At 34.5% G+C, this 14,347-nt stretch carries 10 protein-coding genes; 4 read left to right on the forward strand and 6 right to left on the reverse strand.

The window, feature by feature from the left end; translation table 11 throughout:
• Positions 1 to 311: 311 nt before the first annotated feature.
• The gene (locus tag BLT57_RS03635) at positions 312 to 1,856 is read left to right on the forward strand and encodes a ribonuclease E/G (protein ID WP_091422415.1); all 1,545 of its coding nucleotides are present in this window, start codon (positions 312 to 314) and stop codon (positions 1,854 to 1,856) included.
• 62 nt (positions 1,857 to 1,918) lie between these two features.
• On the opposite strand, the gene BLT57_RS03640 is transcribed toward BLT57_RS03635, so the two are convergent.
• From BLT57_RS03640 to BLT57_RS03650, 3 genes are all read right to left on the reverse strand, one after another.
• A complete protein-coding gene (locus BLT57_RS03640; protein WP_091422420.1) occupies positions 1,919 to 2,956 on the reverse strand; it encodes an aldo/keto reductase in 1,038 nt (345 codons plus the stop codon).
• A gap of 99 nt (positions 2,957 to 3,055) precedes the next feature.
• Positions 3,056 to 4,015, reverse strand: coding sequence for an OmpA family protein (locus BLT57_RS03645; protein ID WP_091422424.1), 960 nt, complete (start codon positions 4,013 to 4,015; stop codon positions 3,056 to 3,058).
• A gap of 30 nt (positions 4,016 to 4,045) precedes the next feature.
• The gene (locus BLT57_RS03650; RefSeq protein WP_091422427.1) at positions 4,046 to 4,807 is read right to left on the reverse strand and encodes an exodeoxyribonuclease III; all 762 of its coding nucleotides are present in this window, start codon (positions 4,805 to 4,807) and stop codon (positions 4,046 to 4,048) included.
• A gap of 112 nt (positions 4,808 to 4,919) precedes the next feature.
• Here BLT57_RS03650 and BLT57_RS03655 point away from each other — a divergent pair, with 112 nt between their 5' ends.
• Together BLT57_RS03655 and BLT57_RS03660 are read left to right on the forward strand one after the other, a co-directional pair.
• Positions 4,920 to 8,330, forward strand: coding sequence for a hypothetical protein (locus BLT57_RS03655; RefSeq protein ID WP_091422433.1), 3,411 nt, complete (start codon positions 4,920 to 4,922; stop codon positions 8,328 to 8,330).
• Positions 8,331 to 8,437: 107 nt separating this feature from the next.
• Positions 8,438 to 8,989 (forward strand): hypothetical protein, encoded by a 552-nt coding sequence (locus tag BLT57_RS03660; RefSeq protein WP_091422436.1) that lies wholly within the window; start codon positions 8,438 to 8,440, stop codon positions 8,987 to 8,989.
• A gap of 41 nt (positions 8,990 to 9,030) precedes the next feature.
• On the opposite strand, the gene BLT57_RS03665 is transcribed toward BLT57_RS03660, so the two are convergent.
• The 3 genes from BLT57_RS03665 to BLT57_RS03675 all read right to left on the reverse strand — a co-directional run bounded on the left by BLT57_RS03665 (position 9,031) and on the right by BLT57_RS03675 (position 13,524).
• Complete coding sequence (locus tag BLT57_RS03665; RefSeq protein ID WP_091422441.1) at positions 9,031 to 10,716, reverse strand: FG-GAP-like repeat-containing protein; 1,686 nt, start codon at positions 10,714 to 10,716, stop codon at positions 9,031 to 9,033.
• Positions 10,717 to 11,034: 318 nt separating this feature from the next.
• Entirely contained in the window at positions 11,035 to 12,576 is a 1,542-nt protein-coding gene (locus BLT57_RS03670) for a glycine--tRNA ligase (protein ID WP_091422444.1), read from the reverse strand.
• 63 nt (positions 12,577 to 12,639) lie between these two features.
• A complete protein-coding gene (locus BLT57_RS03675; RefSeq protein WP_091422447.1) occupies positions 12,640 to 13,524 on the reverse strand; it encodes a hypothetical protein in 885 nt (294 codons plus the stop codon).
• 180 nt (positions 13,525 to 13,704) lie between these two features.
• Between BLT57_RS03675 and BLT57_RS03680 the strand changes: the two genes are divergently transcribed.
• Positions 13,705 to 14,274 (forward strand): ComF family protein, encoded by a 570-nt coding sequence (locus BLT57_RS03680; protein WP_369825397.1) that lies wholly within the window; start codon positions 13,705 to 13,707, stop codon positions 14,272 to 14,274.
• Positions 14,275 to 14,347: the final 73 nt, after the last annotated feature.

Genomic DNA, 14,347 nt, shown 5'->3' on the forward strand with positions numbered 1-14,347 from the left:
AATAAAACAAATATTAATTTAAAAAATACATAATTTATGCCAAGTGGTAAAAAAAGAAAAAGACACAAGGTAGCGACGCATAAGCGTAAAAAACGTAGACGCGCTAATCGTCACAAAAAGAAATAAATTAAGAAAAGTAGTTTTTAACTACTTTTCTTAATTTTAAAAACAACGTTCTTTGATATAAAATTCATGAGTTTATTGCGTTTTACCTTCGCAATACATGAGTTTACTGGATTAAATATCCTGTGTCAAAATAAAGTAGTATCCATCTGTTTTGAAATGAATCAAAATGGATTAAAATTAACAACATGGAAAAAGAATTGATTATTAGATCGAGTTCTGATATTGTTGATTTTGCCTTATTAAAAGATGGAAAACTTATCGAGTTACACAAGGATGAAGATGATAACAACTTTGCAGTTGGTGATATATTTATCGCCAAAGTACGTAAAGCTGTTCCTGGTCTAAATGCTGCATTTGTAAATGTAGGTTATGAGAAAGATGCCTTTTTGCATTATCATGATTTAGGACCAAAATTACCTTCCCTTGTAAAATTCGTTAAACGTGTAAGCACAGGTAGACATACCGATTTTTTACTGAAAAATTTTCAGTTTGAGAAAGATATTGATAAAAACGGAAGCATAGCTAACGCTTTAAAATCAAATCAATCTCTATTAGTACAAATTGTAAAAGAGCCAATATCAACCAAAGGTCCTCGTATTAGTAGCGAGTTATCTATTGCTGGTCGTTATATCGTCTTAGTACCGTTTTCAGATCGGATTTCAATTTCTCAAAAAATTGAATCTAAAGAAGAAAAAGACCGTTTAAAACGGTTGGTTAAGAGTATCACACCAAAAGGATTTGGCGTTATTATTCGTACAGTCGCAGATGGCAAAAAAGTTGCCGAACTCGACAGAGATTTACAGAATTTGCTGAGTAGATGGACAGCAATGTGTAAAAAACTCAATAAAGCACATCATCCTAGTAAGGTCTTGAGTGAAATGAACAAAGCCTCTTCAATTTTAAGAGATATTTTTGACGATTCATTCTCAAGTATTACAGTAGATGACGAATTGCTTTATGGACAGATTAAAGATTATGTGCAAGAAATTGCGCCCAAAAAAGAATCAATCGTGAAGTTGTATAAAAATGGCGTACCTCTATTTGAGAAATATGGTATTGAACGTCAGATTAAAACGACTTTCGGTCGCACAGTTTCTATGGCAAAAGGAGCTTATTTGGTGATAGAACACACCGAAGCGATGCATGTGATTGATGTTAATAGCGGGAACAGATCTAACAAAGAAAAAAATCAAGAAGACACTGCATTAGAAGTCAATATGATTTCTGCTTCAGAAATTGCTCGACAATTGCGTTTACGCGATATGGGAGGAATTATCGTGGTAGATTTTATTGATATGAAAAGTGCAGAGAATCGAAAAAAATTGTATAATTATCTTCGTGACGAAATGAACGATGATAAGGCAAAACACAAAATTTTGCCACCTAGTAAGTTTGGTTTGATACAAATTACCAGACAACGTGTTCGCCCAGAACGCAATATTAAAACAAAAGAAGAAAACCCTGATGGTGTTGTTGGTGGTGAAATTGAAGCACCAATTAAAGTGATTCAAAAAATCACCCAAGACCTAGAAAGGCTTTTCAAAAAAGACTACAAAAAGATAACCTTAAATGCGCATCCTTTTATAGCAGCCTTCTTAACCAAAGGGTTTCCATCGGTACGTTCTAAGTGGTTTTTAGAACACAAAAAATGGGTAAAAGTTTTACCTAGAGATGCTTACACTTATCTTGAATACCATTTTATTGATAAAAATGGTAAGGAAATCAAATAATATCAAAAAACCCCTTTTCGTTTAACGGAAAGGGGTTTTTGTTTTTAATATAGTCATCGATATTAAGGCGCTGGATTTGGTAATTCAGCATGCACGTCATTAATCGCTTTCAAGATCTCATCACTTAATTGAATATCAATACTGTCAATATTTTCTTCTAGTTGAACTAAAGAAGTCGCTCCAATGATATTACTGGTCATAAATGGTCTATCGGTTACAAAAGCTAACGACATTTGTGCTAAAGTCATATTGTTGTTTTCTGCAATTCGCATATAACGTTTGGTTGCTTCCGTAGCTTTGTCTCCACTGTATCTCGCAAATCTTGGGAATAATTTTAAGCGTGCATTGTCTGCAGCCGTGCCTTTAATATATTTCCCAGACAACACTCCAAAAGCCATTGGAGAATAGGCTAATAAGCCAATCTCTTCACGCATTGCAATTTCAGCCATATCACCTTCAAACACTCTATTAAGTAATGAATAAGCATTTTGAATGGTAATCATTCGCGGTAAGTTATGCGCATTAGATTCTTCTAAATAGCGCATGGTTCCCCAGGCTTTTTCGTTTGAAATCCCAACTTGACGTATTTTCCCTGATTTGATGATATCGTCTAATTGATGTAAGACCTCATTAAAATTATCGGTCCATGGGTCATTAGAATTGTGCGTGTAATCTCTCACACCAAAAGTATTGGTTTGACGTTCTGGCCAATGCAATTGATACAAATCGATATAATCTGTTTTGAGTCGTTTTAAACTGTTATTTACGGCCTCGTTAAGCGCTTCTTTACTAAAACCTGTGGTACGAATATGCGCAGTATAGTCACCTGGTCCAGCAATTTTAGTGGCTAAAACCACTTTATCACGATGCCCCGTTTTATCAAACCAGTTACCAATAATACGTTCGGTATCGGCATAGCGTTCAGCAGTAGCAGGTACAGGGTACAATTCGGCAACATCAAAGAAATTCACTCCTTTATCTAAAGCTAAATCCATTTGTGCAAAGCCTTCTTCTTGCGTGTTTTGATTTCCCCAAGTCATAGTGCCAAGGCATATTTTACTAACTTTTATGTCGGTTTTTGGTAAGGTCGTATATCTCATTCTTTTCAATTAATTATTAAAGACGTGTAAAGATAAGAAGACCTTTCAGCTTTATAAAAACGGAAAGGTCTAAATCTATGTTAAGGTTTTAATGATGAATTAAATATCATTTAACAACTTTGAGATTTCATCTAATTTCGGAGTCAATATCACTTCTATGCGACGGTTTTTCGCTTTGCCTTCTGCAGTTTCATTAGTCGCTATCGGTGCATATTCACCGCGACCTGCCGCGGTTAAATTCTCAGGGTTGATGTTAGCATTCTCTCTCAATATATTCACAATGGCCGTTGCACGTTTGGTTGATAAATCCCAATTGCCACTTAATTGTGCATTACCTTTATAGGGAACATTATCAGTATGGCCTTCTATTAAGATTGCAATTTCAGGATTGTCTGCCAGTACTTCGCCCAATTGCTTTACTGCTTGTTTTCCTTGCACCCCTACTGCCCAACTTCCAGATTCAAATAAGAGTTTGTTTTCCATTGAGACATATACTTTTCCGTTGCGTTGCTCAACAGTAAGACCTTTACCTTCAAAATTGGTTAGGGCTTTTGAAATCGCATCTTTTAGTTTGCTCATTGCAGCATCTTTAGCAGCTATTACGCTTTCTAACTCTGCAACACGCTGTGAACGCGCTTCTAGTTCTTTCTTTAATTGTTCTAATCTAGCGTTTTCGGCAGCAAGGGCTTGCTCTTTTGCTTCGAGTTGTGCTAAGAGCTCTCTATTCTTTTTAGAATTTTCAGCAATGGCAGCACTGCTATTCTTTTCTAAGGCGTCGTATGATGCTTTTAAATTATCCAGATTTGCCTTAGCGGCATCGTAATCGGCTTGCAATGTATTGCGTTTCGCCAAAGTTGTATCGTAATCTTTCTGAAGTTTAGCCAACTCGTTTTGAGCTTTGTTAAGCGCTGTTTGTAATTCGCTATTATCGTCAGCGAGTGTTCTATTTTCCTTCTTTAAATTGGCGTATTTGTCTTCTAAATCTTCATAGATTTTTTTAGAAACACAAGAGGTTGTTAATACTAAAGTTAATGCTATTAGTGACAATTTTTTAATCATGCTAAATGAATTAAGTTGTTTGTTTTTAGTTTAGTTTTCAATTTCTATTAGAATCGGACAGTGATCACTGTGTACCGCTTCAGAGAGTATAACGCTGCGTTTGATGTTTTCTTGTAAAGGTTGTGTCACCATCCCATAATCCAGTCGCCAACCTTTATTATTAGCTCTAGAGTTAGCGCGATAACTCCACCATGTATACTCTTGATTTTCAGGGTGTAAGTATCTAAATGAGTCTATAAACCCACTATCTATAAAATGGCTTAACCACTCACGTTCTTCAGGTAAAAACCCTGAAACTCCTTTCATTTTTGGGTTGTGAATATCAATGGCTTCGTGACAAATATTATAATCACCTAGAACAACAAGCTTGGGTTTTTCTTGACGCAGATTGTTAAGGTAATTCTTGATAAGATCCATATACTCAAACTTATGTGCTAATCGAGCATCATTAGTTCCAGAAGGTAGATACATACTCATAACAGATAATCCATTAAAGTCTGCTCTTAGGTTACGCCCCTCAAAATCCATAGACGCAATACCAGTGCCATATTCTACATGGTCAGGTTCGGTTTTACTTAAAATAGCAACACCACTATAGCCTTTTTTTTGAGCACTAAACCAATAGTTGTATTTGTAACCTGCATTTTCAATGGCTTCGATATCAACTTGCTCTTTCATAGCTTTGATTTCTTGTAAGCAAATCACATCTGGATTTGCGCTTTGGAGCCACTCGATAAAGCCTTTATTCATGGCTGCACGAATACCGTTGACGTTGTAGGAGATGATTTTCATTCTAACATATTATTGATTTCAGCTAAATTAAATAATATGGTACTTTTACACTATTATTTTAAGGGCATTTTAACCATAAAATAATTTCTGTCTTTACAAGTTTATATACTGGATGAAATTTGCTATAACACTTATTTGTTTTATTATGTCTTTTTGCGCTTTAGCACAGGAAGGCAGCACTAACTATAGAACAAAAAAAATAGCGGTTCGCGATTCTATTACAATAGACACTGTAAGTATCAACTCTAGTTTTTTTATTCTGAAACGGAAAGATAAAACCACCATTGACACCTCATATTATAAAGTCGATTTTGCAAAAGCCATACTCACATTTAAAACACCTATTAAACTCGATTCCGTAGAAGTAAGCTATTTGCGTTATCCTGATTTTTTAACTCGGAAATATTTTCAATTAGACGACAAAATTATTGTTGATAATACTAATAATCTTCAACGGCTATACAAACTCAACCAATCTAATCTCGATCGCACCTTTAAACCCTTTGATGGTTTGACTACCACAGGTAGTATTTCTAGAGGGGTTACCTTAGGGAATAATCAAAATTCAGTATTAAATAGTGAGCTAGATCTGCAAATCTCAGGTAAACTGAGCGATAAAGTATCGTTAAGAGCATCTATCCAAGATGCCAATATACCTTTACAAGAAAGTGGCTATTCGCAGCGTTTGGATGAATTTGATCAGGTATTTATTGAACTCTTTAGTGACGATTGGAACATTAGAGCTGGAGATATTGACTTAACAAATACCAATAGTTATTTTGCCAGCTTTACCAAACGTGTACAAGGGTTGCAAGTGAGTGCTAATATCAATGGAGACGACTCTAAAACAAATCTTTTTGCCTCTGGAGCTCTGGTGCGTGGTCAATTTACTACGAGCCAGTTTATTGCACAGGAAGGTAATCAAGGCCCCTATAAACTTACAGGACCCAATAATGAATTGTTCGTCTTGATTGTTTCTGGAAGTGAAACGGTGTATGTTAACGGTGTACCTATTGAACGTGGTGAAAACAGGGATTATATTATCGATTATAATGCTGGTGAGATTATTTTCAATTCTACGTTTCCAATTACTTCGGAAATGCGAATTACAGTAGACTATCAGTTTAGTGATCGTAATTATTCTCGATTTACGGTGTATGGCGGTGGAACCTATGAAACTGAAAAATTAAAACTTGGGGTATCGGTTTACTCTGAAGCCGATGCTAAAAACCAACCTTTACAGCAAAACTTATCTTCCGAACAGGTTGAAATTCTATCCAATGCGGGTGATGATACTTCTCTCATGGTGGCACCCTCTGATGTGGCGCAGGCTTTTGATGAAAATAGAATTTTATACCGAAAGGAACTTATTGGTGCCACTGAAATATTTATATTTTCTAACAATCCAGATGATGAGTTGTTTAGTGTGCGTTTTTCTTTGGTCGGACCTAATCAAGGAAATTATATCTTGATTAATAGTAATGCTGTGGAAAATATCTTTGAATATATAGCTCCAATAAATGATATACCACAAGGAAATTATGAACCAATAGTGCGCTTAACACCTCCTGAAAAACTTCAAGTAGTAGTATTAAGCGGTAACTATAAGCCTACGGAAAAAACGGATGTGTTTTTAGAATTGGCGGGAAGTAGAAACGATATTAATTTATTTTCAAATTTAGATGATGGCGATAATGATGGATTTGCAGCCAAATTACGCGTCAATCAAAGCATTATAAAAACAGATAGTTTATGGAATTTGAATGCCTTTGCTGATGCAGATATTATTAATAAGAATTTCACAACAATCCAACGCTTATATAGAGCTGAATTTAACCGTGACTGGAATCTGGAAAATCCATCAGGGAATCAGGCCTTGTTAACCTCAGGAGTGGATCTTGTTCATCCTAAGAAAGGATTAGCATCCTATAAATTTGAACACCTAAATTATTCTCAAAACTTTAATGGTAATCGTCATAATTTGTTGGCTAATTTACAACTGAATCAGTTTAATATTTTTTCAAATTCTAGCTTCTTGAGTAATACTAGTAGCGTTTCAACATCTACTTTTGTGCGTTCTTTTAACCGCTTGACCTATAACTTTAAGAAACAATGGGTTGGTGCTAAAATCGCTTTAGAAGACAGTGAACAGCGTGAAAAAGAAACAAATTTATTAACCAATATAAGTCAGCGATTTACCTCATATGAGGCTTTTACAGGCTATGGTGACAGTACTGGTGTTTTTGTTGAAGTGGGTTATAAATACCGAGTCAATGATAGTTTGAGAGCTAATCAAATCAAGCGCGTTAATACTTCCAACACCTATTATGTAAAGTCGCGCATTGTTCAGAATAAAAATACAAACATCGGAATCTATGCCAATTACCGGACTCTAAAAAGTGAAGATGATGCCATTAAAGATGAGAATTCTTTAAATTCTCGATTGAACTTCAATCAAAAATTCTGGAATAATTTAGTGTTGTGGAATACTGTCTTTGAGACTAATTCAGGAACGTTAGCACAACAAGATTTCACCTATGTAGAAGCAGAGCCTGGACAAGGGGCTTATGCCTGGATAGATTACAACGACAATGGAATTCAAGAACTCAATGAATTTGAACTAGCACAATTTTCTGATCAAGGGAGTTTTATTCGTGTATTACTGCCTAATCAAGTATTTGTAAAAACCCATCAAAATCGTTTTAGTCAAACTTTGACAATCAATCCGCAACAGTGGGTAACCTCCGAAAATAAAACTAAGAAATTCTGGTCGCACTTTTATAACCAAACCTCCTATTTAATTGACAGAAAAAACAGAAGAGTAGGTGATAACTTCGATTTAAATCCCTTTGCGACAGATGAAGAAAATCAATTAGCATTGAACAAAAGTGTGAGAAATGTACTTTTTTTTAATCGAGGAAAACAACATTACACCACCTCATATACCTTTTTGTCTAATGTAAACCGAACGACACTGTCAATAGGATTTCAGGAAAATCAGTTACAAAGTCATCAATTACAATTCAATCATAAGTTTGCTAAAAGCTGGTTAATGACCTTACAATCTAGCTTAGAGACCAATGAAAGTACTAGTGAGAATTTTGTGACGAGAAACTTCAAATTAGAGGAACTACGTTTGCAACCCAAGCTGTCATATATTTTCAATGAGAACGCGCGTTTCGATATGTTTTATCAATACACATCTAAAGATAATACCATTGGTGAACTTGAGCAATTGTTACAAAATAATTACGGACTTTCATTTACCTACAATAATGCTAATAAGATAGCATTAACAGGAGAAGTAAATTTCTTTAAGAATGAATTTAGTGGAAATGCCAATACACCAGTAGCGTATCAAATATTAGAAGGCTTACAACCAGGAAACAATTTTACTTGGACTTTATTAGTACAAAAGAAATTGACCAAATTTCTAGATTTGAATTTGAATTACTTCGGTAGAAAAACAGAAACCAGTAAAACCATTCATACTGGAACTGTACAATTAAAAGCTTATTTTTAATTCGAAAATTACTATTTTTCTTACGCAACCTTTTCATTATACTTGCATCTTAACACTGGTATCATAATTGTTACTCTAGTTCACATTAACTTTTAACTACATCTTTTATGAAAAAATCAATTTTATGTTCGCTTGCTCTATTGTTTTCAGTGTCATTATTTGCTCAGGAAAATACCGTAGACCCAGAAGTAAACTATCCATCGCATGAACTTAAACTCAATGCCCTTTCTTTAGTTCTTGGAGGCTTTGATATATCTTATGAATATTTTTTAAATGAAGAATCTGCTCTAGGATTAAATGCTCTTGTTGTTTTTGATGACGATTTAGACACCGATCTCAACTATTATATTTCACCATATTACCGCCTCTATTTCGGTCAGAATTATGCTGCGGGATTCTTCATAGAAGGATTTGGAATGCTGAGTTCTGTAAAAGACAATCGCGCTATATTTTTTGATAATTTTGGGAATATTACAGGTCTTGAAGAAGAGAATGTCACAGATTTTGCTTTAGGTATAGGATTAGGAGGTAAATGGGTTACAAAGAGCGGTTTTATTGGAGAAATTGGACTTGGAATTGGCCGTAATTTATTCAACTCAGATGAATCGGGTTATGACCTTGTGGTAAAAGGAGGGATTACAGTTGGTTATCGTTTCTAATAGACTTTAGTTGATATCAAACCTATTTTGTAATAAGTTAATTAGCGTTTAATGATTTTTTTAATTTGAGATTGATTGTTGCTATAGGTCATATGTAAGAAATAAATGCCAGCATTTAAATCTGAAACATCTAGCTCAAAATTGACCTGAGAAACAGAATACTTCCGCACTTGTTGTTGTAATGTATTAAATAGTGTCACTTCTGAAATGAGACTTTCCGATTGCAATGTCAAAGTATTACTGACAGGATTGGGGTACACGGCGGTTACAAATGTATCGGCATCACTAAGTGATAAGGTAGTAGAATTTTCTACAATGTTAACGGTTTGGTCTACATTAATATTTTCTATGAGATCTACTATACCACTAGGCCAAGTGACTTTAATATAGTCAATAGAAGTATTTTGTCCTAAACCAAAGAATTCGGCAGATGAGTTTTGCGTGAGATACCCTTCTCCACATTGTGTCTGTCGGTATTGTTTTTGTCCATTTAATGAGATTTCTATAAATGATCCAATACCGTCTCGATTGCTAGTAGTGCCCTCTAAAGTTACCTTTAGCCAATGATTTGTGGTTGTACTTTGGTTTTCCCAAAGGTCAATACTTTGATTATTAGTATTAGTCACTACCAAATCAGGATAACCATCATTGTTGATATCACCAATGGCATTACAATAACTTTGCTTTTCGTCACCAATAAACCCAGCGTTATTTGGGATTTGAAACACACCAGTACTCATTTGTTCATAAAACACAGATGTATTAATGGAGGGGTTATTGAAAAGAGAACTACTCACGTAAAGATCTAAATCGGCATCTAAATCGGCATCTAAAAAAACAGCGCCCCAAGTAAATCCGCCATGTTCACAACCAGAGGGCACAGCTTGATTTGAGAATGTTTCATTACCATTGTTAACTAATAAGGCAGTATTGCCTCCATTGGTCACATAAATATCGATATAGCCATCGTTATTATAATCACCAACCGTCGCACTCATAGCATTAAAAGCTAAGTTGGTGCCAGATGCAAATCCAATTTCTGTAAAAGTGCCATCACCATTATTTTTATAAAGTTGATTGAGGTTATAGGCTTTGTCTGTTGACGTGTAAATATCTTGCCATCCGTCATTATTAATGTCTAAAAATACGGAACAGAAGGTTTGATGACTATTAGCATCAATCCCAGATATACTCGAGACATTGGTAAAAGTACCATCGCCATTATTTTTATATAAATAATTAGGAATAATGATATCAGCAGTTGCACCTTTATTGCTCAGAAAAACATCGAGATAACCATCATTATTATAATCTGCCCAAGCCGCCCCATTCGTGTATACATTTGCAATAGGAAGTCCGGAAGAGTTTGTGATTTCATTAAAATTTAAGTTTCCTAAATTTTCAAAAATCTTATTGCCAATAGTGTTGCTCGTGATAAATAGGTCTTTATCACCATCGTTATCAATATCAACCCAATTTAATTGCTTTGTTTCATGGCTGATAATCCCAATGTTTAAGGTTACAGGGACAAAGATTCCATTATTGTTTTTATAAAACCTAAGATTTTGTCCATTTCCAGAGGCGAAGGACAAATCATCCCAACCATCATTATCAAAATCAACAAATGCAACACCACTGCCTAAATACGGATTTCCGACGGTATAATTAACACCGAGATTATTAGCATTATTTTCAAAAGCAATTTGGCCCTGTGAGAAGAACCACATAGATAGTAACACATATGTAAAAACGCATCTTCTAATAACTGTCAATTGCAATAAATATTTAGTTTCATTCAGTAGGCAAAATACTAAATTGTGTTAAAATTTTATAGTAAAAATTAAAATTTGTGAGAATAAGAAACAATATTATAGAAATTGAGGTTATTTATAGTATAAAGTCTATATAATTGTTTTGATTTTAGACAAAGTGGGTGATACAAGGTTTATGTGATTAGGAGCTTTAATTGAACTTGTAAACAGATAAAAGCTCCCATGATATATCATGAGAGCTTTAAGATTTGGAGTCTATTTTTAAATTAGGGATTATTTCATTTTTTGAAGCCAATGCTTCACATCTACTTCATTCTTAATGATACTGCGTAAATCATCAATTTTAACACGTTGTTGCTCCATAGTATCTCTATGACGAATCGTAACTGTTTGATCTTCTTTAGTGTTATGATCTACTGTAATACAAAAAGGTGTTCCGTTTGCATCTTGTCTTCTGTAACGTCTTCCCACAGCATCTTTTTCATCATAAATGACATTGAAATCCCATTTTAAATCTTCTACAATTTGTTTGGCGATTTCAGGCAAGCCATCTTTTTTTACTAATGGTAAAACTGCTGCTTTAGTAGGCGCCAGTACTGCGGGTAATTTCAAAACGGTTCTTACACTTCCGTCTTCTAGAGTTTCGTCTTCTAGTGCGTTCGAGAATATGGCTAAAAACATCCGATCTAAACCAATTGAAGTTTCCAGCACATATGGTGTATAACTGGCATTGTCTTCATGATCGAAGTACTGCAATTTTTTACCAGAAAACTCTTCATGCTGTTTTAAGTCAAAATCAGTACGTGAGTGAATGCCCTCTAGTTCTTTAAAACCGAATGGAAATTTAAATTCGATATCTGTAGCGGCATCGGCATAATGTGCTAATTTTTCGTGGTCATGAAAACGATAGTTCTCCGCTCCCAAACCCAATGACAAGTGCCATTTCATGCGGTTTTCTTTCCAATAGTCAAACCATTCTTTTTGAGTTCCTGGCTTGATAAAGAATTGCATTTCCATTTGCTCAAATTCACGCATTCTAAAAATAAATTGTCTTGCAACAATTTCATTTCTGAAGGCTTTACCCGTTTGTGCAATACCAAAGGGAATCTTTATACGTCCCGTTTTCTGAACATTCAAAAAGTTAACGAAAATACCTTGAGCAGTTTCAGGGCGTAAGTACAAATCCATAGCATGTTCTGCACTGGCCCCTAACTTAGTTCCAAACATCAAATTGAATTGCTTGACCTCTGTCCAGTTTCTAGAACCCGAAAGTGGATCAGCGATTTCTAATTCTTCAATTAATGCCTTTACATCTACTAAGTCTTCTTTTTCTAAAGATTGACCTAATCGCTTTAGAATGCTGTCAATTTTCTCTTGATATCCAACAACTCTTCCGTTAGTACTTATAAATTCTTCTTTATTGAATGAGTCACCAAAGCGTTTTTCGGCTTTTTTAACTTCTTTATCAATCTTATTTTCAATTTTAGCACAATAGTCTTCTACTAAAACATCTGCTCGATAACGCTTTTTAGAATCCTTATTATCAATTAAAGGATCACTAAATGCGTCAACGTGACCAGAAGCTTTCCATGTGGTAGGATGCATGAAAATTGCTGCGTCAATACCAACAATGTTTTCGTTCAATTGAACCATGGCTTTCCACCAATAGTCGCGAATATTTTTTTTGAGTTCTGCTCCATTTTGTGCATAGTCATATACTGCACTTAATCCGTCGTAGATTTCACTACTTTGAAACACGTAACCATACTCCTTTGCGTGAGAGATTACTTTTTTGAATTGATCTTCGTTTGCCATGATGCAAAAATAAAAAACCGCTCCAATTAACAGAGCGGTTTTTAATAATTTATGTTGTATAATTTATTTAAGTCTAACTTCTGTACTTCCAAGTTTTCGGTCTTTGTGAAAAATAGAGATATAATAGGTGCCTGGAAAAAGCGGTCGCTCATCAATATCGGCATCAATATCTAAACAAACATCAACCACGTCATTAGAATAATTTATAACTTTTTTAGCGCTATAAATTAATGAATTGCTTCCAAAATTAATGGCGCCTTTATCAGCAACTACATTATTTTTCGGATTGACGATTTGAACATAGAGTTCTTTTTCTCCAGCGATGGTCAATGCGTTTTCAGCGAGTGTAAAACATACTTCAATACTTTGAACACGTTTGGCTTTTGCACTGGATCGTTTTGCTCCGAAGAAATTCTCATAACCTTTTGCCTTAAAGGAATTAGCAGTTAATAATGCACCTTTCTCTATGCTTTTTTCAAGGTCTCTTTTTTCTTTTTCTAATGAAGTATTAGCGAGTTGTTGCTTTTTTAATTCGTTGTAAGCCACTAGCTTTTCAGTCATTAAATTTTGATTTACAGCATCTAAAGAATCTACAGTTTTAAATAAAACCTTATTTTTAAGTTTAAGATTGAATAATTGTTGACGATATTTTGAGAGGACGGTTAAGTCGCTGCGAAGGACCCTAAGAGAATCCAAAGTAAGTTTGGTGTTTCTTTTAGCATCTTCTAGTTGAGAAGAAATCAGATCATTAGAAATTGAAACATCATCATAGCGTGTAATCATTTGGGATAATTCACTTTCAACGAGTTTCTTTTCTTGTTCTAAAAATTGTTCATGAGCTCTAATGGATTGAAAACTCGTAAAACTAAAAACAGTCAAAACGGCAACTGCCACTATTAAAGAACCAATAATTAATCTGTAGTTAAATGATTGAGGGTTAACTATCATTATTAATATTGTTATTTTACTTTGCGAAACTAAAGAATATGAATCCGAAAATTGATTTTAATCGTTGAAATGATAAAAAACTTGTTAAACTTATTTTTTCCTAAGATCTGCCTAGCATGTAGTAATCATTTGTGCGATAATGAATTGCATATTTGTACGAATTGTCGCCATCAACTACCTTTGACAAGTTTTCATGATGATAAAGACAACAAGGTTCATAAATCACTTTATGGACGTGTAAAATTAGAAAACGCAACAGCGTTACTTCATTTTTCAAAGAAAGGAATTGTACAACAATTATTGCATAACCTTAAATACAAGGGACATGAGGAAGTTGGTCAAATATTAGGGGAATGGCTAGGAGAAGAATTGAAGTTAGTACCAAGCTATGCTGATATTGATGTTGTTATCCCAGTGCCATTGCACAGGTTAAAGTTGAAATCTAGAGGCTATAATCAGGTTGATAAATTTGCAAAAGCCTTGTCCTCAGCACTTAATGCAGAGTTTAATAATTCGACATTATTAAAAACGACCAATACTAAAACACAGGTATTTAAAGATCGACTAAAACGAAATACCTTAGAACAGAGTAATTTTGAAATCACTAACGCGAGTATCCTAGCAAACAAGCACATATTACTGGTCGATGATATAATTACAACTGGTGCAACGGTTGAAGATTGCGCAAATCAGTTATTGGAAATTGAAGGGATTACATTAAGCCTGGCAACTATCGCAATAACAGACTAGACCTGTCAAAACCACGTTAATTGTTTTGAGTATCGAACAAATAAGTTGTTAATTTGTTGAAATTTGAACGGAT

It is taken from the genome of Formosa sp. Hel1_31_208, from assembly GCF_900104785.1.
Classification (GTDB): Bacteria; Bacteroidota; Bacteroidia; order Flavobacteriales; family Flavobacteriaceae; genus Psychroserpens.

Excerpts from the sequence above, each read along its gene's own strand:
- BLT57_RS03635 (WP_091422415.1), top strand. The coding sequence starts at position 312 with ATGGAAAAAGAATTGATTATTAGATCGAGTTCTGATATTGTTGATTTT.
- BLT57_RS03640 (WP_091422420.1), bottom strand. The coding sequence starts at position 2,956 with ATGAGATATACGACCTTACCAAAAACCGACATAAAAGTTAGTAAAATA.
- BLT57_RS03645 (WP_091422424.1), bottom strand. The coding sequence starts at position 4,015 with ATGATTAAAAAATTGTCACTAATAGCATTAACTTTAGTATTAACAACC.
- BLT57_RS03650 (WP_091422427.1), bottom strand. The coding sequence starts at position 4,807 with ATGAAAATCATCTCCTACAACGTCAACGGTATTCGTGCAGCCATGAAT.
- BLT57_RS03655 (WP_091422433.1), top strand. The coding sequence starts at position 4,920 with ATGAAATTTGCTATAACACTTATTTGTTTTATTATGTCTTTTTGCGCT.
- BLT57_RS03660 (WP_091422436.1), top strand. The coding sequence starts at position 8,438 with ATGAAAAAATCAATTTTATGTTCGCTTGCTCTATTGTTTTCAGTGTCA.
- BLT57_RS03665 (WP_091422441.1), bottom strand. The coding sequence starts at position 10,716 with ATGTGGTTCTTCTCACAGGGCCAAATTGCTTTTGAAAATAATGCTAAT.
- BLT57_RS03670 (WP_091422444.1), bottom strand. The coding sequence starts at position 12,576 with ATGGCAAACGAAGATCAATTCAAAAAAGTAATCTCTCACGCAAAGGAG.
- BLT57_RS03675 (WP_091422447.1), bottom strand. The coding sequence starts at position 13,524 with ATGATAGTTAACCCTCAATCATTTAACTACAGATTAATTATTGGTTCT.